The following is a 22155-nucleotide window of genomic DNA, read 5'->3' on the forward strand; positions in this document are numbered from 1 at the left end:
GGCTTGTTGGATTATATGCGGTTATATTTGTTGCGTTTGCATTGAGGAATAGAACAATGAGTGAGGCAGAAGCCCGCCCAAGTAATTTTATCCGTCAGATCATTGACGAAGATTTAGCCAGCGGCAAACACACGTCGGTTCATACCCGCTTTCCGCCGGAGCCAAATGGCTACCTGCATATTGGCCATGCGAAATCCATTTGCCTGAATTTTGGCATCGCACAAGATTATAACGGCCAATGCAATCTGCGTTTTGACGACACCAACCCGGTGAAAGAAGACGTTGAGTTCGTTGAGTCCATTAAGCATGACGTAGAGTGGCTAGGCTTCAGTTGGAGCGGTGATGTACGTTACTCCTCCGACTATTTTGATCAACTGTACCAGTACGCGATAGAGCTGATTAACAAGGGCCTGGCGTATGTGGATGAGTTAACGGCTGAGCAGATGCGCGAATATCGCGGCACACTGACTGCACCGGGTAAAAACAGCCCGTATCGCGACCGCAGTGTAGAAGAGAACTTGGCGCTGTTTGAAAAAATGCGTGCCGGGGGCTTTGCTGAAGGCACCGCGTGCTTGCGTGCCAAAATCGACATGGCATCACCTTTTATTGTGATGCGTGATCCGGTGCTGTACCGCATTAAGTTTGCTGAACATCATCAGTCTGGTAACAAGTGGTGCATCTACCCGATGTATGACTTTACCCATTGCATTTCTGATGCGATTGAAGGGATCACCCATTCACTCTGTACGCTGGAGTTCCAGGACAACCGTCGCTTGTATGATTGGGTGCTGGATAATATCTCCATTGAATGTCATCCGCGCCAATATGAGTTCTCCCGCCTGAATCTCGAATACGCCATTATGTCTAAGCGCAAGCTGAACCAACTGGTGACTGAGAAGGTCGTGGAAGGCTGGGATGATCCGCGTATGCCAACTATCTCTGGCTTGCGTCGCCGTGGCTACACTGCCGCCTCTATCCGTGAATTCTGCCGCCGTATTGGCGTGACCAAGCAGGATAACAACGTTGAAATGATGTCACTGGAGTCATGTATCCGTGATGATCTGAACGAAAATGCCCCACGGGCCATGGCTGTTCTTGATCCGATCAAGGTGATTATCGAAAACCGCGCGGCTGGTGAAGAGTGGTTGACGATGCCAAATCATCCGAACAATCCGGAGATGGGCACCCGTCAGGTTCCATTTGATAGCGAAATTTACATCGATCGCGCTGACTTCCGTGAAGAAGCGAATAAGCAATACAAGCGTTTGGTATTGGGCAAAGAAGTGCGCCTGCGCAATGCTTATGTGATTAAAGCTGAACGTGTCGAGAAGGATGCTGAAGGTAATGTTACGACGCTTTATTGCAGCTATGACGCCGAAACATTAAACAAAGATCCCGCTGATGGCCGTAAAGTGAAAGGCGTTATTCACTGGGTTTCGGTGAAGCATGCTTTGCCTGCGGAAATTCGTTTATACGATCGTTTGTTTAGTGTACCAAACCCAGCGGCAGCAGAAGATTTCCTGTCGACGATTAACCCAGAGTCTCTGGTTATCCGTCAGGGCTTCGTTGAGCCGAGCTTGGTTGATGCTGTGCCAGATAGAACCTATCAGTTTGAACGTGAAGGTTATTTCTGTGCTGATAGCCGCTATTCTCGCCCTGATGCGTTGGTCTTTAACCGCACAGTTGGCTTGCGTGATACCTGGGCTGCAAAAGCGACAAACTAAGCTTTAGCACTCAGATTTAACTTAATTGGCGTGGCTGAGTCCACGCCTTTTTTCTGCCTATAAATGCACTTTGTTTTATTTGTTAAACATTAACTTCCGTCCCTTCAATGATCTCCTTTCTGCTTTTTCTTTTGGTCAATATCGACCTATTACCTTTTATTCGTACGACGACACGGCTATCTGTAAGTCTTTCTTAAATATTCGCTTTACGAATTAACTGAGTGAGTATCACCATTCCCCTCGGGAATATTCCACGTTTTATTGTATTTGCTGAAACCATTCAAGATGTCAATGAGAGACTATTTTTGAGTTCACAGATAGTCTTATGCATTGTTTTTAAAGCTTTTGTGAGCTCTGTAATATTTTTTCACAGTTATGTGCTCATTGTCATACTTTGAATAATTATCGACTTTTTTAATTGATAATTCGCGTCGCGAAAAATAGTCTGTATTCCAGCAGCAATCTTCAGAGCGTTTATCGAAAGAGGCGTTTTTTAAAATGAGTAACAGCTGGTGGAGATTTTCCCCAGCCAAATTTTACCCACTTAAGGGTGTTTTTGAGGCTGAACCTGTGAGCAGTGGTGAACGCAGGCAAGGCACTTTAAATGTGATGTCAAAGAGGAATTTTTTCTTATGGTTACGCACGATGCTAAACGTAAAACGTTAGTGCTCGCCGTCGCGGGTGCATTGTTAGGAACGGGGTTTATGGCAACCCCAGAGGCCAAGGCTGAAGGCTTTGTTGATGATTCGTCACTGACCGGCGGTATTTATTATTGGCAGCGTCAGCGTGACCGTAAGGATTTAACGCCGGGCAGCGCAGAGTACGGCAAATATGTCGCGAACCTGCATCACTCCACCTTTAACGCCAATCTGGACTTCTCATCTGGCTACGCGGCAGACATGTTTGGTATCGACTTAGCTGCTTTCGGCGCAGTTGAAATGACCAACAGCGGCCCGGCAGCACCAAACGAAATTGGTTTCAGTGATGCGAAAACGCGCTGGGATGAAAAATGGACTGGCGATAAGAGCGGCGTCAGCGTCTACAAAGCGGCAGCCAAATTCAAATTTGGTGATTTCTGGGCGCGTGGCGGTTATATCCAACCCACAGGCCAGACGTTATTAGCGCCACACTGGAGCTTCATGCCAGGGACTTATCGCGGTGCTGAAGGCGGCGCGAAATTCGATTTTGATACGGCGGGTGCATTGTCCATGTCTTATATGTGGACTGATGAATACAAAGCGCCGTGGTATCAGAATATGTACAACTTCCGTCAGGCCGATGGTTTGACCGGCGTGAGCTACTTGCACTCAATCGGTGCCAAATACGACTTCAAAAACAAATTAGTGATGGAAGCCGCATTCGGCCAAGCCAAAGACTACATGGATCAGTATTTTGCCAAAGCGTCTTACGCCTTCCCGGTTGCGGGCAATGATCTGCGTACCTCCTACCAATTCTACGGCGCGAAAGACAAAGTTGATGGCGGTGCCAGCAATGTGAATGACGTCTATGACGGTTTAGCTTGGTTGCAAGCATTGACTCTGGGTTACACCACAGGGCCATTTGACCTGCGTTTGGAAGGGACTTGGGCCAAAGCTGAGGGTAACCAAGGTTACTTCCTGCAACGTATGACCCCAGGTTATGCGACCTCCAACGGCCGCTTGGACGTTTGGTGGGATTCTCGCTCTGACTTCAACGCCAACGGCGAAAAAGCGCTGTTTGGTGGTGTGATGTATGACCTGAAAAACTGGAACTTAGCCGGCTGGTCAGTGGGGACTTCCTATGCGTATGGATGGGATGCAAAACCAAGTTCTAACCCAATCTATGACCAAAATACACGCCTGAAAGAGTCTGCATGGAACTTTGACGTGCTCTACACCCTGCAAGAGGGCCGGGCGAAAGGCACCTTATTCAAACTGCATTACACCATGTACGACAACCATACCAATATCCCAAGCTATGGCGGTGGTTTCGGCAACGTATTCCAGGATGAGAAAGACGTTAAATTCATCGTAATTGCACCATTTACCATCTTCTGATTGCCATCCCCGGTAACCACTCCGGGGTCATAATGGAGCACCTACCATGAAGAAAATGCTTTTTATTATTGCCGCCGTATTGGGGCTGAGTGCCTGTGCACCACAAGCCCCTGTTCAGCCGGAAGACACTAAGCTGAAGCAAGCTTATAGCGCTTGTATCAATGCCAGTGAAGGCTCGCCGGAGCGATTGATCCCCTGCAAAGCGGTGTTGAATGTCTTGAAGCAAGAGAAAGCGCATCAAGCTTTTACTGAGAAAGAGACTGTTCGGGTATTGGATTATCAACGCTGTATTGACGCGGCGCATACCGGTAATGGTCAGGCTTATGACGCGCAGTGCGGAAAGCTGTGGCAAGAAATTCGCGCCAATAACTAAGCTGAAAGCCATTCTGATAGTAGCAATTAAGCTAACAATAATTCAGCCAGCAGCAATACTTCCAGTATTGACTCTGGCTGCAATTATTAATTACGGATGAGGTTAGTGATGAACAAATTCAAATTAAATACGTTAGCGGCAATAACCGCGACCTTTGGCCTGATGGGGGCCGCGAATGCGGACACCACTAATCAACAGATTGTTGACCAGCTCAGTACCTTGAAAGTTAACTATAAAGTGTTGGATAACCGTGCTGGTGAGCATGGTGTGGATTGCGCCAAGTTGGGGGCTGACTGGGCATCTTGCAACCAAGTCATGATGACTTTGACCAACACGGGGGATGAGATCAAAGGCCAGGATTGGGCCATTTATTTCCACAGCATTCGCCAAATTTTGACGGTAGATAACGACCAGTTCAAAATCACACACCTGACCGGTGACCTGCATAAAATTGAACCTACGGCTAAATTCACTGGGTTCCCTGCCAATCAGGCGGTTGAAATCCCGATAACGGGTGAATATTGGCAACTATTTGCTACTGACTTTATGCCGCGCTGGTATGCCACTTCCGGCGATGCACAACCCAAAGTGCTGAAAAGCACCGACACTGAGGATATCAACGAATATCTCACCCAATTCACGGGTGATCAGTGGAAACGCACCAAAGACGACAATAACGTATTGATGACGCCGGAATCGCGTTTCACCAAAAACGAAGCGGTGAAAACGTTAACGGCGGCGAACCTACGTGGGCAGATTATTCCAACGCCAATGGAAGTCAAAATCCACCCGCAAGATGTGAATTTGAGCCAAGGTGTGGCACTGGATCTGAGCGCCTTACCTCAACCGGCTGCCGAGGTGGTACAGCAGCGTTTCGAATTACTCGGCTTGAAACTGAACTCTGCGGGTTTCCCGATAAAAACAGCGATTCAACCCACTGTATTTAAAAGTGATTTAGCGGTTTCCGGCGCATATGAGTTGAAAGTTGGCGAGAAGGGCGCACAGGTCATTGGCTTTGATCCCACCGGTGTGTTCTATGGCTTGCAATCTATCCTCTCTTTAGTGCCAGCTGACGGCAGCCAAAAAATTGCCACACTGGACGCAAAAGATGCGCCGCGCTTTGAATACCGTGGTGTGTTCCTTGATGTCGGTCGTAACTTTAAGACCAAAGACGCGGTACTGCGCTTACTGGATCAGATGGCCGCTTACAAGCTGAACAAATTCCACTTCCATCTAAGTGACGATGAAGGCTGGCGTATTGAGATCCCCGGCTTGCCAGAGTTAACCGAGGTGGGCAGCAAACGTTGCCACGATTTGACTGAAAACAGCTGCTTGTTGCCGCAACTGGGGTCTGGCCCGGATAGCAGTAATCTGGGGAGCGGCCATTTCACCCGCGATGATTACATCGAGATCTTGAAATACGCTAAAGCGCGCCAGATTGATGTCATTCCTGAAATCGACATGCCAGCTCATGCCCGTGCAGCGGTGGTTTCCATGGAGGCACGCTACAACAATCTGATGAAGCAGGGGAAAGAGAAAGAGGCCAATGAATTCCGCCTGCTTGACCCTACAGATGACTCCAACACCACGTCGGTGCAGTTCTATGAGCGTAAAAGTTACCTGAACCCATGTCTGGATTCCTCTAAGCGTTTTGTCGATAAAGTGATCGGTGAAATGGCTCAGATGCACAAAGAGGCGGGTATGCCACTGACCACTTGGCACTTTGGTGGTGATGAAGCAAAAAATATCCGTCTGGGTGCCGGTTTCCAAGACAAAAACGGCCCAATTGAGCCGGGTAAAGGCATCATTGATAAGAGTGTTGAAGATAAGCCATGGGCCAAGTCGCAGGTCTGTCAGGACATGGTCAAGCAAGGCAAAGTTCAGGATGTGGAGCATCTTTCCAGTTACTTCGCCATTGAAGTGAGCAAGTTGGTTAATGCCCATGGCATTGAGAAAATGCAAGCCTGGCAGGATGGCTTGAAAGATGCCAAAGACGCGAAGGACTTTGCGACCAAACGTGTTGGCGTTAACTTCTGGGATACTCTGTTCTGGGGCGGTGCCGATTCAATCAATGATTGGGCCAATAAAGGTTACGAAGTGGTGGCGTCCAACCCGGATTACGTCTACTTCGACATGCCTTATGAAGTTAACCCTAACGAACGTGGCTACTACTGGGCAACCCGCTTTAACGACGAGGCTAAAGTGTTCAGCTTCGCTCCAGATAACATGCCGCAAAACGCCGAAACTTCTGTTGATCGCGACGGTAATCACTTCAGTGCGAAGAGTGATAAGCCATGGCCTGGTGTGCACGGTATTTCTGGCCAGTCATGGAATGAAACTGTCCGCACCGATGAGCAGATGGAATACATGATCTTCCCACGGGTATTACCGCTGGCGGAACGCGCCTGGCACCGTGCGTCATGGGAGCAAGATTATAAAGCGGGCCGTGAGTACAAAGGTGGTGAGACACATAGGGTTGATACCAAGGCGTTGGACAGCGATTGGCAGCGTTTTGCCAACATTCTGGGCCAACGTGAACTGGCGAAACTGGATAAAGCAGGCATTGCTTACCGCCTACCCGTCCCTGGAGCACGTGTGGTCGCGGGTCAATTGGAGGCCAATATCTCCTTACCGGGCCTGATTATCCAGTATTCCACTGATGGTGGTAAGCAATGGCTGCAGTATGATGCCAAAGTGCAACCCAAAGTCAGTGGTGATGTGATGATCCGCTCAACCAGCCCGGATGGTAAACGTCATAGCCGGGCCGAGCCAGTTAAAGTCTGATGATGGGTTTCAAAACGCTGTGTCTGATGTTATCTGCTGTTGTCTTTATTTTTGCGATCAACAAAATCAAGTGAAGTTGAGTTGATGGTTTTCCCCCGGCTTGCCGGGGTTTTTTTTGCCTCAAATTTACGCAGGCAGTCAATATCTGAGTGGGGGAACCCGTCTGTATATTACCAAGAAGAGAGGCGTTACAGGATATTAATAAGAATGACCAGCTGCTCCCGACTAAGTTTAGCGCGGATTACAGCACGAAAAAGGTGGCTACTTATCAGTATTTCACCCTATTTTTGTAGGGGAAATAGGGTCTAAACTCTATTTTTATTAAAAAATATCAGAGCATAGATATGGACGCGAATAATCTAATTTTACAAGAGTTTGGTCAAATATTAGGCTTACCACTATCTTTTGATAAAAACTCTCAATGCATCTTAATCATTGAAAGAAAAATAATTATATCTATACGCGCTAATGAAGAACGTTGGATATTTCATTATCTGCTAACTAAAAACACTCAGAGTCTTAATAATGACGTATTCCCACTTTGCTTAAAACTAAATGTTATTCTAGCAGAGCGTGGTTCTGGTTCCATTGCCTATCTTCCTGATGCAAGGCAGTTTATATATGTTATCTCCACACAAATCCCAGGTTCAGGAGGGGAGATAGAACATCTACTTGAAAAAATAATATCAACTGGCGAGTACATTATCGCAGAGTTAAAAAAACACTTCCCTTTCCTCGAGTATTTAAGTAGTTAAATTTAGAGGGTGAAAGCAATGAGCGAAATTACGAGTGTTGAGAGTATTGCTGAGTTTTATATTTACGACGATGACGTGACTCTGCCTCATATTAGGGTGTTGGAGACAATATATGAAGGAAAAGAAATTCAGGTGATCTGTTGTTCCATAGAGGAGTCTAATCATCTAATAATGGATAAAAGAGTTTCCACGTTAGATGATGATGATGATAGTGAAATAATAACTAGATTTACTGAAGGATTAAATAAGTTTAATTTAAATAATCACAATAACGATACTTTCTCTTTAGAAACATATCGTCTGAGAGAACTCACAGTTCGTGAAATGTTAATTGAAATGAATAATGATATATTGGCGCACGAGGGGACTGATAAATTTTATGGCATGGTTCCAGTTTATAAAAGAAGTATTAGTAGAGTAGTAAATTGCGATAAAATAGATGGAGAAGGATCTCAGGCCCCCACACATGCATCACGGCAACAGCGTGTTTCTTTATCCAATATACGATACACAAATCGTCGTGATTCTATTCTGCCAGAGAATACAGTGAATGAAGATTTTAGTAAATTTGATATTACACAGTTAATACGGCCATTGGATCATAAAGATCTGCAATTTGCTGATTCAGCTACTTTAGTGACTTCAGTAGTGACTTCAGTTACATCAGCTGTTTCAGGTTTTTTTTCAGATTATTTATATTTACCAATCGGTTCTCCCGATGTTGACGTTGTTTCACAATTAAGAAGCTTGATTCAACGATATAATGATAATGAAATTTTTAAAGAAAATCGTCTAGATAATATAATAACATCAATTATAATAGCCAACGAATCAGGTGTGAGCAAAATTTTTTATTATGAAAAACTGTTTGCCATTTTGAATGATCTTAAAGAATTAAAAGAAATAATGAGTGAGTTAGTAGGATTAAACTATAAAGAGGTGGAGGGATTTAAGACTATCTTTAGGCGACAGCTTGATTGCATAGAACAAGCCATTGAGTATATTATAGAGTCACAACTTAAAAGAAATAAATGGGAGCCTGATGATAAACCTGAATATATTTTAAGATGCGGTGTGTTATCTGGAGAAATCGTGAGTGCGGAGCAGGCACTGGCGGAAATTGATAATAATTTACCCTCAAGTGAACGCAGGGAATTAGCTATAGGGTATATCAATGAATACCTAATAATAGTTAATGATAAATTGGAGTCAGCAGACTCTACATATAATACTAAAAATAGGCATTTGAATGCGTCATTAAAAGAACATATTACAAAATATGTTGAATATATGATGGAGTTAGAACCTAATTATTCCCCGATAAATACTGCCACTTTGAACAGTAATATCTCTTCAGGGAGAATGAGTATTTCTGAAAGTGAAAATTATGAAGAGGAAAGTATAGGGTCTTTAGAACCAGAATCGTTTGATCAACTTATCTACCATCTAACTTCAGATGAAGAATATAAAAGGACTAAACTCTATAATTTAGCTAATAAAGTCAAAGAAAGTTTAGGTCATTTTATTAAGCAAAACGCTCAGAATACTTATACCATGAGCTATGGTAATGTAATGGGAAATGATATTTTTAGTGGTGCTGAAGAGCATGGCAATATAATCAAGATGATACTCGAATCTGAGTTAACGATTATGAATTTTATTAACAATCCTCTGGCTTCACTTGAATATTTTGGCATCAAGCTTGAGTTGTTATTGGCTCATAAGATTTTATTAGATGATCTGAAAAATGCTCTGACAGAACCTAAAGAAATAGGCATTGCAGTAAGTGAAGTCGTGTGGACAGAAAATAAAATTAACGCTATTGAACATATCTTGCCACTTCTTGAAAAAATCTCCATCAATAATCGTCAGTTGGAAAACACTAGTAAAAACTATCTATCACTTCAGGGGCGGTTATGTGATTTACTTAATGACTTAAATTCTTTAAGCATTAGAGTGTATAAGTCTCTGTGTGAAAATACCGTGAAAACTTTAACGGAAGCCAACAAAAAAACTATAGATTTCGTTAACGAATGTAATAAAAAAAACGCTGCGCTCACTATAATAAAAGAACGTAGAGATGCCATGTCTTCAGGTGTAGCTAGGAATAAGTTAGATGAAGAAATAAGAAACATCCAAAAATCAATAGATGATAAAAAAGCACGTATTATAATTAGTGATGGAGAGTATAACAAAAAACTTCTTGGCCTAAAAAAAGAGTTTATAGACGTGCGCGATAATTTAAATACCACTGATTTTACTCACCTACCATCAAAATCTTGGACTCTAACGACAAGAATGACTAATGCATTTAGAAATATGTTTTCATCTTTTAAATATGATAAAAGTGTCAGTGAGCAAGTTATTCATGACCTTATCTTGGACCGACAGCTAGCTAAAAATGGTATGAAATCAATTACAGATGCCTACAAGCAACTAGTGATTAAGATTTTGTCAATGAATGCAAATGACAGTCTTTCTATTTCAGACTTTAATTTGTCCTCCCTGACTTCTTTGTTTCAAAGTACCTATCAGTGGGTATTGAATCATCCGATAGAGTCAGAAGAATTTATAGCCAACATTACCCTTTCATTCTCACTATTAAACGAGAGTTCAGATAATCTGAATGACACAGTCACCACGATTATTCAGTCAGCAGAGATGAAGAATATTGTGCACAGTATTTTATTAGGAGATCGGGAACATCTACCTAACCAAGAACAATTTATTCTATCACCAGAAATGATTGCCATCCTTCATCTGTCAAAATATTTACCTTATCTGATATCCATAACAAAAAGTACATTAGATAAAGAAAACAGAGGCTTGAATAAGATTGCTGGTCTATTTCCATATGGTGGCTCCGTTATCGCTGGCTTGCTTACTTGCTGGCTTAAAAAAGAGGCAATTAGCCAGCTTTCAGGTCGGCAAAGAACCGAAATTATCGTAAGTTCTATCAGCTATGCAATGAAACAGCAAGAAGGGGGAATAAAAGCAATAGCAAGTCATTTCGCTCACCGGATAGCACAACGGGAAGCGCTTAATGAGGTTGGAACATTACTGCGGGATAATGCAGAAGTCGGAATAGTTCAGGCTATTAAGCGATCATGGAAAGATACTACTAACTGGTGGAAATACGCACCACTTTCAACAAAGGCGTTAAGTGTATTACTGGGCGTTAGCTCAACAGCTTTATTTACTGCGATCATAGCTGGCGGATTAATTGCTACCGTGGGGACAGCAGGCGCATTACCCATAGCTGTTATTTCTGTAGCCTCCATTCTAGGGGGATCTATTGCAGGGACAGCATCGACTAAAGTTATCGTACGTTTTCTGCAGCGATTTAATGTGTTACATATGAATGATGTGGCCGGGCGGGTTCGTAAAGAGATGACTAGGGAGAGAATCGCCGCAGCATTCAAGGAGGTTAACAGCGTACCGCAGGAAGATATCGATAAAATCGAGGTGAGTGTAAAGAAAAAACTATCAGATGATAAACAGAACTCTTCGATAACATCAAATGAGTATACAGAAAATATAGTTAACCAAGTTCGAGACGATGTAGATCGCGAACTAGATGAGGCTGATGATAAAATAATTGCAGCGGCAATGGATAATAGCTGTAATAAAACTCATTTTGGCATGATAACCAAAGATGAATACGTTCAATGCTTACCCAACATAAAAAAGGTCCTTAGCGAGATGAACCTACCAATGAAAACCTCTGTGTCGTATGAAATCGAGTCGTACGCAAGCTTATAATAAGGCGATTGAAAGACATCCTAACAGGGAAATTCAGCAACAGTGGGTGAAAGGCTATGAGCCATCTGGTGATGCGGGGTTGATGTTCTGTCGCTAAAAACATTCGCCATTTATAAAAACTGGCCCAGTCGACGTTGGGCTGATTCTGGATCTATGCTCTAACTGAGATAGGGGCAGAATTAGCATGACTATCAATTGGGAATGTCCTCATAGCGCCCACAGTGGCAAAACACTAATGGAGCGCTATCTAGGCGAAAAATAGACCTAAGGTGATTCAGTGCTTAAAATCTTTATAAGATCAATGCGATAACCTCGCATTATCTTTTATCGTGCGCAGACTCGTTTTCACGGCAATCGCCGGATTCACAGTGGCCGTACAGATATAGACTGTGATTGGTCAGCTTGATGCCGTGTTGCTTAGAGATTTCACGTTGAAGAGTCTCAATCGCTTCATTACTAAACTCGATCACTTTACCGCAATCCAGGCAAATCAGGTGATCGTGATGATGCTGCTGCGTCAACTCAAAGACTGATTTACCGCCTTCGAAATTGTGGCGGGTAACAATACCGGCATCGTCAAATTGATTCAGTACGCGGTAAACCGTCGCCAGACCAATCTCTTCACCGATATCGATCAGCTTTTTATAAAGATCTTCCGCGCTGACGTGGTGGCACGCCGGATCTTGCAACACTTCCAGAATCTTCAGCCGGGGCAGTGTTACTTTAAGGCCAGCGTTTTTTAAGGCTTTGTTGTTGTCAGTCATGCGGATTCAGTCCTGTTACTATCGATTCAAATTAAGGCTGTTCAGCCTATGACATCCGTGGCGCAATAATTACAATTGCGTCTCATTATAGAACTGCTAGCCCCAAATGAAAACCGGGGTTGTTAACAAAGATATAATTGCACACTTTGTTAGATTAATCATGCAGTGTATTGATGAGTGGGGTTATAGCATCATTTTAGTCTATATCCGCTACGTATAACGTTACAAATTTGTAGCGACTTATTTTTGTTTTTCACTAATGAAAATGCGGATCTGTGGGCTGCTTAACAGAGAATGGTGAAAGGGATGAAAAGCAACGGAAACGCCCAGCGAGGCTAAATACGCCATAGCGTTTCCGTGGTGAACAAATTAACCGGTGATCTCAGACAGATTCATCTCTTCACTGATCTGTTTTACCCAAGCGTCAACACGTTCATTGGTCAGTTCTGGTTGGCGATCTTCATCGATGGCTAAACCGATAAAGTGATCGTCATCAGCCAAGCCTTTGGAGGCTTCGAAGTGGTAGCCAGCAGTTGGCCAGTGACCGACAATCGCGGCCCCACGGGGTTCGATGATGTCGCGCACGGTACCCATCGCATCGCAGAAATACTCTGCGTAATCTTCCTGGTCACCGCAACCAAATAGAGCCACCAACTTGCCATTGAAATCGATCTCTTCCAGTGTCGGGAAGAAATCATCCCAGTCACACTGCGCTTCGCCGTAATACCAAGTTGGGATACCGATCAGCAGAATATCGAAGGCTTCTAAGTCTTCTTTACTGCTTTTGGCAATGTCGTGAACCTCAGCAACATCTTTGCCCAGTTGCTTTTGGATCATCTTGGCAATGTTTTCGGTATTGCCAGTATCGCTGCCAAAGAAAATGCCTACAGTCGCCATATAACTTAATACCTTATAAATTCAAATAGTTATGCGAATCATTGAGTTTTCAGCCCAACAATATAACACATTTCATAGGGCGACATCATGCCAGAAATCCCCGGCAGACGGGTATCAAGTTTATGCGATATTAAATTTTTGTGAGTTGCTCAACCTTATAACGTCATTGCCGATAACCGTTGTGTAACCGCAAGGTTGCAATTAGCGGTGCCAGGGGGAAACCGTCAGATGAAAATTTGCCGGAAAGGAGTTGTCGTTAGCTGTATGGAACGTCCTTTATTGCTTTTCGGTCATCAAATAACACCAGGTCTCTAACGGTAACCATCCGATATATAAGGGGAACGAACATGCAGTTTTTAAAAAATATTACTATTAGAGCAGCGCTACTTTGGGTGCTTGGCGCCTTTTGCCTACTCTGGGGCGGCGTATCTGCCTATACGTTGCTATCTCTGAACCAACTTACACAATCGTCTAATGCAAATTCTGTGTTGGTTGAGAACATGAATTTAGTTAATCAGGGGACGGATCAATATTTCCGTATGGTGACACGTCTGGCTCGCGCAGTAGATTATCGTCAGAGCGGTAACGTGGTGGATGCGGACAAAGAACTCAAATCATCTAATGCCGCGCTGGATAATCTGAAGAATAGACTCGCGGAGTTTAAAGCTATCGATCATGCACAGATTGATCCCGCTATCGTCGCTGGGGTGATTGATGGATGGAGTGGATTAATTGAGCAGGGAGTGACGCCGCTTTATCAAGCCGCGATGGATAACAATCTTGCTGTTTATCAGGATCTGGCGAAAAAAACGGTGCCTGCATTAAGCCGCCAATATGGTTCGGTTGCCGAAAGTTTTAATCAGGCGGCTTCAAAGGCCATTGGCGTGGCGAAAGTGCAATTCTCGCAACTGACGAAAGTGAGCAGCATGACACTGATCTCTGCCTTGGTGGCCGGCTTGGTGATTTTACTGGCCACTGACCGCTACTTGTTGGCCAATCTGGTGCGTCCATTGGATGATATCCGTGCGCATTTTCGGGTTATTGCTGCCGGCCAACTTGGGCAGCCTATCGTCGATTTTGGGCGTAACTGCGTCGGGCAGCTCTTCCCGCTACTGCGCGATGTGCAAACCAGCCTGGTCAATACCGTGGAGGCTATTCGTAGCAGTACTGATGGGATTTATCATGGCGCGGCCGAAATTTCTGCCGGCAATACCGATTTATCATCCCGTACCGAGCAGCAGGCCGCCGCGCTGGAAGAGACAGCAGCCAGCATGGAGCAGCTAACCGCCACAGTAAAACACAATGCGGATAATGCGCATCACGCCAGTCAACTGGCGGCTAATGCCTCCATCACGGCGAAAAAAGGCGGGGCACTGGTGGCTGATGTTGTCCACACTATGGATGAGATCTCCGCCAGTTCGCGCAAAATCGCGGATATTACTACCGTGATTAACAGCATTGCTTTCCAGACCAATATTTTGGCGCTGAATGCCGCCGTTGAAGCGGCCAGAGCCGGTGAACAGGGCCGTGGTTTTGCGGTGGTCGCCAGTGAAGTGCGTAATCTGGCACAGCGCAGTGCACAGGCGGCGAAGGAGATTGATGGTTTGATCACCGAGTCGGTCAACCGTGTCAAAAGCGGGTCAGCGCTGGTGGAAAGTGCGGGCGTAACCATGGACGAAATTGTTCGCTCCATTACTAACGTCACGGACTTGATGGGGGAGATCGCCTCGGCTTCTGATGAGCAAAGTAAGGGCATCAGTCAGGTTGGGCAAGCGGTGGCAGAGATGGACAGCGTGACCCAGCAGAATGCCGCGTTGGTGCAGGAAGCTTCGCGCGCTGCGGCCTCGTTGGAAGAGCAAGCAACACAGCTAAATCGGGCGGTGGCGGTATTTAAATTGCAGTCAGATGATGCGCGGGCAAAATCGGCGGTGAAATCTCGGACAAATCCTTTAAAACTAGCCCCTGTTGCCGCCAAGGTAGACAGCAATGCTAACTGGGAAACCTTCTAGTAAGACCTGAGCCAAAAGCATATACCCAACGTAGTTGGAGCTACAGGTAGGCAGTAAATGAGCCAGTCCCAATGCGCTGACATAGGTAAGTGACTCGGGTGAGTGAGAGCCGCTAACGGCCCTATAGTTTCAAATACGAAGGGTGTAAAGAAATAACGGCGTGGCGTAAGTTATTACGCCACGCCATCGTGGTAACTGATAGGGTTAAAATCCGTCTTGATCGTGGGCTAATTGAGCAAGCAACATCTGTTCAATCAGTTCACTGCGGCTGATGTTACGCTGCTCAGCAAGGCTGTTGAGAGCATCGACGGCATCGGCATTAATCTTCAGTTCCACGCGTCGTAAGCCACGTACTTTATCGCGCCGTAGTTGATTTCGCTTATTAATTCTAAGCTGCTCATCACGGGATAATGGGTTTGTTTTCGGGCGCCCCGGACGGCGTTCATCTGCGAACAGATCCAGCGTCGTGCGATCCGTTTGTTCTTTTGCCATAGGTAGCGGTACTACAAGGGAGTTACATCAGAAAGCGTGACGAAGCCTTTCTCGATGATTTGGTTTACACATTCCAAGCTTAGAACAGAGATAGAACGCATTGAATAACCTCTATGCCAGCAGCCTGAATTTGCATTTGCTACCAAACACCGCAGCAAATTTATAGCGCGCCATAATACCCCAGCCAAGCGAGCAACGACAATGCTTTACTGTGATTAGATTGGGCTAATTCGTTCTTTTTTGCACAATTTTTCCACAGGAAATACATTTCTTTTCCCCAGGGTATAATTTTTAATCAACATCTGTGGCGCACTGTGTGTGTTTTATTCAGTGTGCTTTCTCGTCCGCTGGATTTTCATCGATAAAGCGGTGGATAGCTCGCAAGACAGAATCCGGCTTCTCAGCATGTACCCAGTGGCCGGTTCCTGCAACGACATGGGCGCGGGCTTGCGGGAATTGGCGGGCAATCTCATCACGGTGGCTGTCTTGGATGTAGGGCGATAACTCACCACGAATGAACAAAATAGGGTGAGGCCAGGCTGGGATGGGCTGCCAGCCGACAATATTTTCGTATTGGTCCCACAACGCAGGCACGTTAAAGCGCCATTCGCCATTCTGAAATGACTTCAGCAAGAACTGGATAACACCCTCTTCCTTTATTGACTCGCGCATCAGTTGAGCAGCCTCTTGACGCTGAGTCATACCCGCGGCACTCACGGCATTGAGCGCGGTAAAAATGGCGTCGTGGCGGCGTACCTGATAATTGACCGGTGCCACATCAATCGCGACCACTTTTTCAATGCGATCCGGAGCCATTGCCGTCAGTGCCATTGCGACTTTTCCGCCCATCGAATGGCCGATAATTATCGCTTTCTCTATTGCAAGTTGGTCCATCAGTTCCAGCACATCTTGCGCCATATCGGGATAATTCACCTGTGGCGAACGAGGCGATAGACCATGATCGCGCAAATCAACCTGAATGACGTTATGATCTTTTTGTAGGTCGCGGGCCAATACACCCAAGTTATCAAGATTACCAAATAGCCCATGGATCAGAATGATTGGCAGTGACGGAGTGGGGGAAAGTGCGTTTTGTAAGCGGAAGTTTAATTTCATGGCGAAGTTCATGCTGAGAGATATTCTGGTTAGGGTATCATGACTGAGCAAAGGTGTGCTGCGCCACGATTTTATTAGGCATAGGTTTATCAGGCATGTGTTTATCAAATAAATGCGGATTGTTGAGTGGTTGCTGGCGGTGCGGGTTATTATCCCAATAATGCCATGATAAAGGTACTCGTTAGCGCGCTTTGACTTTATAATCCCTAGATATGCATAAGAAAGTAGAAAACCGTACTGGATAATAATGAAAACTATTGAACTCGACGAAGAGCTTTATCGCTATATTGCCAGTCATACGCAACACATTGGTGAAAGTGCATCCGATATTTTACGGCGTATGTTGAAATTTACCGCGGGTCAGCCGGTAGCCAGTTCAGCTACCTGTCATGATGCGGCAAAAGTGGCGGTGGCTCCGGCACCACGGGATCGGGTTCGTGCCGTGCGTGAATTGCTGCTGTCCGATGAGTATGCGGAGCAAAATAGGGCGGTTAACCGCTTTATGTTAGTGTTATCAACCCTCTACACGCTAGATGCTCAAGCATTTACTGAGGCGACTGAATCATTGCATGGCCGTACTCGGGTCTATTTTGCGGGCGATCAACAGACGCTATTGCAAAATGGGACACATACCAAGCCCAAACATGTCCCCGGTACGCCATACTGGGTGATTACCAATACCAATACCGAGCGTAAGCGCAGCATGGTGCAACACATCATGTTAGCAATGCAGTTCCCGCCGGATTTGACTGATAAAGTGTGTGGAACTATCTAATTTCGTTGAAACTGTGCCCCATTGATTTCAAGATGCAGCAAGGCCGTGAACAAGCGCGGCCAGAGCTCTGCAACTTGAAAAATAACGGGTATATAGGGAGTAGTTATTGTGGCTAACCACCCTCGTGCTGGGCAAGCAGCTCAGCAAAGCGATTTGATTAATGTTGCTCAGTTGACGTCGCAATACTATGTATTGCAGCCAGACGCAGAAAACCCAGCCCATGCCGTCAAATTTGGCACGTCTGGGCACCGTGGCAGTTCATTACGTCACAGCTTTAATGAAGCACACATTCTGGCTATCGCTCAGGCGATCGCGGAAGTTCGTCACCAGCACGGTATTACTGGCCCTTGTTATGTGGGCAAAGATACCCACGCCTTGTCTGAACCGGCCTTTATTTCAGTATTGGAAGTGCTGACGGCGAATGGCGTAGATGTGGTGGTGCAACAAGATAATGGTTTCACCCCGACCCCCGCTATCTCACATGCCATTCTTTGTCATAACGTGCAGGGTAAAGTTTTGGCTGACGGCATTGTTATCACGCCGTCCCACAATCCGCCTGAAGATGGTGGCATCAAGTACAATCCACCCAATGGCGGCCCGGCAGATACCAATCTGACCTCGGTGATTGAAAAGCGCGCTAACCAGTTGCTCAGCCTGAAATTAGAAGGGGTGAAACGCCAATCACTGGATAAAGCCTGGCGCGGCAATCATCTGCGCGAACAAGATTTGATTCAGCCCTATGTTGAAGGCTTGGTCGATGTGGTAGATATCCCCGCTATTCAACGTGCTGGCTTGAAATTAGGTGTTGATCCGCTCGGTGGCTCAGGTATTGCCTACTGGCAACGTATTGGTGAGCACTATAAGTTGGACCTGACACTGGTCAATGATTCCATCGATCAGACTTTCCGCTTTATGCATCTTGATCATGATGGTGTGATCCGCATGGATTGCTCATCAGAGTCTGCGATGGCGGGCCTGTTGGCGCTGCGTGACAAATTTGATTTAGCTTTTGCTAACGATCCCGACTATGACCGCCATGGCATTGTGACGCCAGCCGGATTGATGAATCCGAACCACTATCTTGCTGTATCGATCAACTACCTGTTCCAGCACCGCCCGCAATGGGGCGCTGATGTGGCCGTGGGTAAGACGCTGGTGTCCAGTGCGATGATCGACCGGGTGGTGGCTGATTTGGGCCGCAACCTGGTGGAAGTGCCCGTTGGTTTTAAATGGTTTGTCGATGGGTTGCACGATGGCAGCTTTGGTTTTGGTGGCGAAGAGAGTGCGGGGGCATCCTTCCTGCGTTTTGATGGCACCCCTTGGTCCACCGACAAAGATGGCATCATCATGTGCTTGCTGGCGGCGGAAATCACGGCAGTGACCGGCAAGAACCCACAGCATCACTACGATGAGTTAGCACAACGTTTTGGTGCACCAAGTTATAACCGTATTCAGGCTCCGGCCACACAGGCGCAGAAAAATGTACTGTCTAAGCTGTCACCTGAAATGGTGAAGGCAAGTATGTTGGCAGGCGATCCTATCACCGCGCGTTTAACCAGTGCACCGGGTAATGGTGCGTCAATTGGTGGACTGAAGGTGATGACTGACAACGGCTGGTTCGCCGCCCGTCCATCTGGCACGGAAGAGGCGTACAAAATTTACTGTGAAAGTTTCCTTGGCGCAGAACACCGAGAAAAGATAGAGCAGGAAGCGGTAGGTATTGTCAGCGACGTGCTGGCTAGCGCGAAATAGCCAGCGGTAAAAACATGATGAAAAAGGCAGTCTAAGCGCTGCCTTTTTACTGTATTCAATCACCCCAATCACCCCAATGCCACCATCAAAGCTCCAGCAGTAATCAGCGCAACTCCCAGCCCTGCAACCAGCGAAATCTTCTCGCCAAATAGAATAAAAGCCAGAATGACGGCGAAAACGACACTCAGTTTATCAATAGGCGCGACTTGCGAGACATTGCCGTTTTTAATGGCCATAAAATAGAACAGCCAAGACAATGCACCGGCGACGCCACTTAACACCACAAACAGCAGCGCTTTTTTATCTGCCAGAACAGCACCGACCAGATTAAACTTCCCCTGAACCACCACCACACCGACTAAAAACAGCGCCATCACCACGGCACGGACAGCGGTTGCGGTATTGGCGTCTAAATTTTGCAAGCCGATTTTACCAAAGATGGCTACCAAGGAGGCGGTGAGGGCAGACAGTAGGGCGTAAATTAGCCATGTACTCATCACGGATATACCTATTTTTACAACAAAAATACGATGTTACGCCCTGAGCGAACCTTTTCCTACCTTATTTTCATCAATGAAATAGGGGGTTATCGGTTAATCAATGAAGTGACATAATGGGTTACATTCTTTGGTAGAATTTCAAACTCGGAATAACCAGCCAGCTCATATTTTTCTTGCATTGATATTACTTCTGTTAGCATGCTGATACCATCTTCAGTGCTAATACCATCTTCAGTGCTAATGCCTGGCTTCTCGGGGAAGAAAACAGAAATGACCTTATTAATACCATAGGTACGTTCATTCTTTAACATATCGGCGATAGCTGGATCTGTAATGTCACCGAGGTCTGGAGTGCGCCCAGCAAAAATAGCAGGTATTTCTATTCTAAATACAGGCTCTGTTCTACCCGGATGTGTTTTTGTGACTAACCACTTAATCTTTGGCCCATCTTCACCAAGTTGGTCTTTGACTAAAACACGTAAATTATCTCCTTTTATTTTACTGGTAATTAACATATGAGAGCCATGTCGTGTTATGTCTAATTCGTAAAAAAAATGTTCATCGAAATGAAGTCTGTTATTATTTTCTGAAGTCTCATTTATTATGTTTGCGCCATCACCAATAGAGAAGTGATATATGTCACTCCCTTCACCGCCATCTAAGTAGTCATTACCTTTTCCCGCGATGATAACGTCATCACCTTTACCTGAAAATATATGGTCATTACCGATAGTGTTATGCCTTCCTTGACCAAGGTGATCTGTATCGCCATCTAATCGGTCATTACCATTGCCACCAAATATTAGGTCATTACCAGCACCACCATACAACTGATCATCACCTCCATCACCAGATATATAATCATTATCTTCGTTCCCCTCTATGTAATCTATTTGATCTCCCCCGGTTAAATGGTCTCTGCCTTCTCCTCCGGAAATGCCGTCAGCACCCTTACCCCCATTGATCACATCATGACCTTCCCCTCCGTTTATTGTGTCACTCCCTTTGCCACCAAAAATGGAATCATCACCATCACCTCCGTCAATGGTATCCCGACCATCACCACCATCTATATTATCACTACCACCATAACCATAAATAATGTCATCTTGTTTGCTCCCTGCAATTATGTCTGCTTTATTGCTGCCGAAGACCAGCAACCTGTTGGAGTTACAGCTCAAATTGGCAATTTGATATTTTTTGTTAAGCATGACTACGTTAAGATTATTTGTTTTATTACCTCTATTGTCAGAAAACACGAATGATATTAATCCTATCGATGTGTTTTCCTTAGTCATTATTTTATTTAAATATAATGTATCTATGAAATATTGTGTTCTATATTTATAACTATCTATAATGCGGATGGCATATTTACTATTTGCTTTTATTATAAATAATTCATCTGGTTCTATATTGTGAAATTCCAGTGTGATTTCACCCTTGTTATTAACTGTTTCCGTTATTTTCCTATATTTATCATTAATGTGCTTTGCACTTCTCTCATATATTACTTTTGACTGTTCTATAGTTTTCATAATGTCTCCTTTAGTGTGTTCCGCTAATAACAATAGCTTTGCTTTGTCATTTTATAAACTAATATTTTATTATGAATAATTATAAGAATAGTATTATGACGTATTATATATACGCGCGAGAAGTATATTCAATAATATATATTGAATGAATGGTTTTCGAACTAAAGAATAAAGCGATAGCCGACACCGGTTTCAGTCAGCAGGTGTTTGGGGCGGGTGGGATCAGTTTCTAATTTTTGGCGTAGGTGGCCCATGTAAATGCGCAGGTAGTGGCTGTGCTCGACATAATTTGGCCCCCAGACTTGAGTGAGCAACTGGCGCTGGGTTATCACTTTGCCGGCATTCGCCAGCAGGGCTGAGAGCAAGCGAAACTCAATCGGTGTTAGGTGCAAATTTTCACCTGCGCGGGTGACTTGGCGGTTGATCAAATCCACGCTGATATCAGCAAAATTCACCAGTGGGCTTCCCTGGCTGCCACTGCTATGGCGGCGCAATGCTACCCGCACTCGTGCCAGCAACTCACTGATACCAAATGGTTTACTCAAGTAGTCATCTGCGCCAGCATCCAGTGCCAGCACTTTGTCTTCTTCACTGTTGCGGGCCGATAGCACGATAATTGGGATAGCACTCCACTGACGGAGATCCTGAATATAGGTCAAGCCGTCGCCATCAGGCAGGCCCAAATCCAAAATGACCAGATCCGGCTTACGGGTACCTGCCTCAATCAAACCTCGTTGCAGGGTTTCACTCTCAAATACCCGCCAGCCTTCACTCTCCAGCGCAATGCGAACAAAGCGGCGGATCTCTTTTTCATCTTCAACGATTAAAATGTTAGTCGTGGAAATAGTCAGTTCTCCTTTTATCTACTGATGTAGGCT

At 45.3% G+C, this 22155-nt stretch carries 16 protein-coding genes; 9 read left to right on the plus strand and 7 right to left on the minus strand.

Annotated features, from left to right (window positions below; all coding sequences use genetic code 11):
• The first annotated feature begins 56 nt into the window (after window positions 1-56).
• From glnS to ACZ76_RS15085, 6 genes are all read left to right on the plus strand, one after another.
• Complete coding sequence (gene glnS, locus ACZ76_RS15060) at window positions 57-1724, plus strand: glutamine--tRNA ligase (RefSeq protein ID WP_048619655.1); 1668 nt, start codon at window positions 57-59, stop codon at window positions 1722-1724.
• A gap of 632 nt (window positions 1725-2356) precedes the next feature.
• Window positions 2357-3760, plus strand: a complete 1404-nt coding sequence (gene chiP, locus ACZ76_RS15065; RefSeq protein ID WP_048619656.1) for a chitoporin ChiP — start codon at window positions 2357-2359, stop codon at window positions 3758-3760.
• Window positions 3761-3806: 46 nt separating this feature from the next.
• Window positions 3807-4133 (plus strand): ChiQ/YbfN family lipoprotein, encoded by a 327-nt coding sequence (gene chiQ, locus ACZ76_RS15070; protein ID WP_048619657.1) that lies wholly within the window; start codon window positions 3807-3809, stop codon window positions 4131-4133.
• Between the two features lie 108 nt (window positions 4134-4241).
• Window positions 4242-6917 carry a family 20 glycosylhydrolase gene (locus ACZ76_RS15075; RefSeq protein ID WP_048619658.1) on the plus strand — a complete coding sequence of 892 codons (2676 nt, stop codon included), beginning with the start codon at window positions 4242-4244 and terminating at the stop codon, window positions 6915-6917.
• Window positions 6918-7261: 344 nt separating this feature from the next.
• Complete coding sequence (locus tag ACZ76_RS15080) at window positions 7262-7672, plus strand: CesT family type III secretion system chaperone (protein ID WP_048619659.1); 411 nt, start codon at window positions 7262-7264, stop codon at window positions 7670-7672.
• 18 nt (window positions 7673-7690) lie between these two features.
• Window positions 7691-11434 carry a DUF4126 domain-containing protein gene (locus tag ACZ76_RS15085; RefSeq protein ID WP_048619660.1) on the plus strand — a complete coding sequence of 1248 codons (3744 nt, stop codon included), beginning with the start codon at window positions 7691-7693 and terminating at the stop codon, window positions 11432-11434.
• A 317-nt stretch (window positions 11435-11751) separates the two neighbouring features.
• On the opposite strand, the gene fur is transcribed toward ACZ76_RS15085, so the two are convergent.
• Window positions 11752-12198: a ferric iron uptake transcriptional regulator gene (gene fur, locus ACZ76_RS15090; RefSeq protein WP_004875622.1), complete on the minus strand. Its 447-nt coding sequence runs from the start codon at window positions 12196-12198 to the stop codon at window positions 11752-11754.
• 369 nt (window positions 12199-12567) lie between these two features.
• A complete protein-coding gene (gene fldA, locus ACZ76_RS15095) occupies window positions 12568-13095 on the minus strand; it encodes a flavodoxin FldA (RefSeq protein WP_005277133.1) in 528 nt (175 codons plus the stop codon).
• 347 nt (window positions 13096-13442) lie between these two features.
• On the opposite strand from fldA, the gene ACZ76_RS15100 reads away from it, so the two are divergent.
• Window positions 13443-15104 carry a methyl-accepting chemotaxis protein gene (locus ACZ76_RS15100; RefSeq protein WP_048619661.1) on the plus strand — a complete coding sequence of 554 codons (1662 nt, stop codon included), beginning with the start codon at window positions 13443-13445 and terminating at the stop codon, window positions 15102-15104.
• A 204-nt stretch (window positions 15105-15308) separates the two neighbouring features.
• Here ACZ76_RS15100 and ybfE read toward each other — a convergent pair whose 3' ends face one another.
• Window positions 15309-15596 (minus strand): LexA regulated protein, encoded by a 288-nt coding sequence (gene ybfE, locus ACZ76_RS15105; RefSeq protein ID WP_004875618.1) that lies wholly within the window; start codon window positions 15594-15596, stop codon window positions 15309-15311.
• Window positions 15597-15923: 327 nt separating this feature from the next.
• Complete coding sequence (gene ybfF / locus ACZ76_RS15110) at window positions 15924-16712, minus strand: esterase (protein ID WP_048619662.1); 789 nt, start codon at window positions 16710-16712, stop codon at window positions 15924-15926.
• Window positions 16713-16959: 247 nt separating this feature from the next.
• On the opposite strand from ybfF, the gene seqA reads away from it, so the two are divergent.
• On the plus strand, window positions 16960-17487 hold the full coding sequence (gene seqA, locus ACZ76_RS15115) for a replication initiation negative regulator SeqA (RefSeq protein WP_048619663.1): 528 nt from the start codon (window positions 16960-16962) through the stop codon (window positions 17485-17487).
• Window positions 17488-17595: 108 nt separating this feature from the next.
• Complete coding sequence (gene pgm / locus ACZ76_RS15120) at window positions 17596-19239, plus strand: phosphoglucomutase (alpha-D-glucose-1,6-bisphosphate-dependent) (protein WP_048619664.1); 1644 nt, start codon at window positions 17596-17598, stop codon at window positions 19237-19239.
• A 68-nt stretch (window positions 19240-19307) separates the two neighbouring features.
• On the opposite strand, the gene ACZ76_RS15125 is transcribed toward pgm, so the two are convergent.
• From ACZ76_RS15125 to kdpE, 3 genes are all read right to left on the minus strand, one after another.
• Entirely contained in the window at window positions 19308-19736 is a 429-nt protein-coding gene (locus ACZ76_RS15125) for an EamA family transporter (protein WP_048619665.1), read from the minus strand.
• Window positions 19737-19825: 89 nt separating this feature from the next.
• Window positions 19826-21277, minus strand: coding sequence for a calcium-binding protein (locus tag ACZ76_RS15130; protein ID WP_048619666.1), 1452 nt, complete (start codon window positions 21275-21277; stop codon window positions 19826-19828).
• A 161-nt stretch (window positions 21278-21438) separates the two neighbouring features.
• On the minus strand, window positions 21439-22128 hold the full coding sequence (kdpE, locus tag ACZ76_RS15135) for a two-component system response regulator KdpE (protein WP_048619668.1): 690 nt from the start codon (window positions 22126-22128) through the stop codon (window positions 21439-21441).
• Window positions 22129-22155 lie beyond the last annotated feature (27 nt).

This window comes from Yersinia aleksiciae, assembly GCF_001047675.1.
Classification (GTDB): Bacteria; Pseudomonadota; Gammaproteobacteria; order Enterobacterales; family Enterobacteriaceae; genus Yersinia; species Yersinia aleksiciae.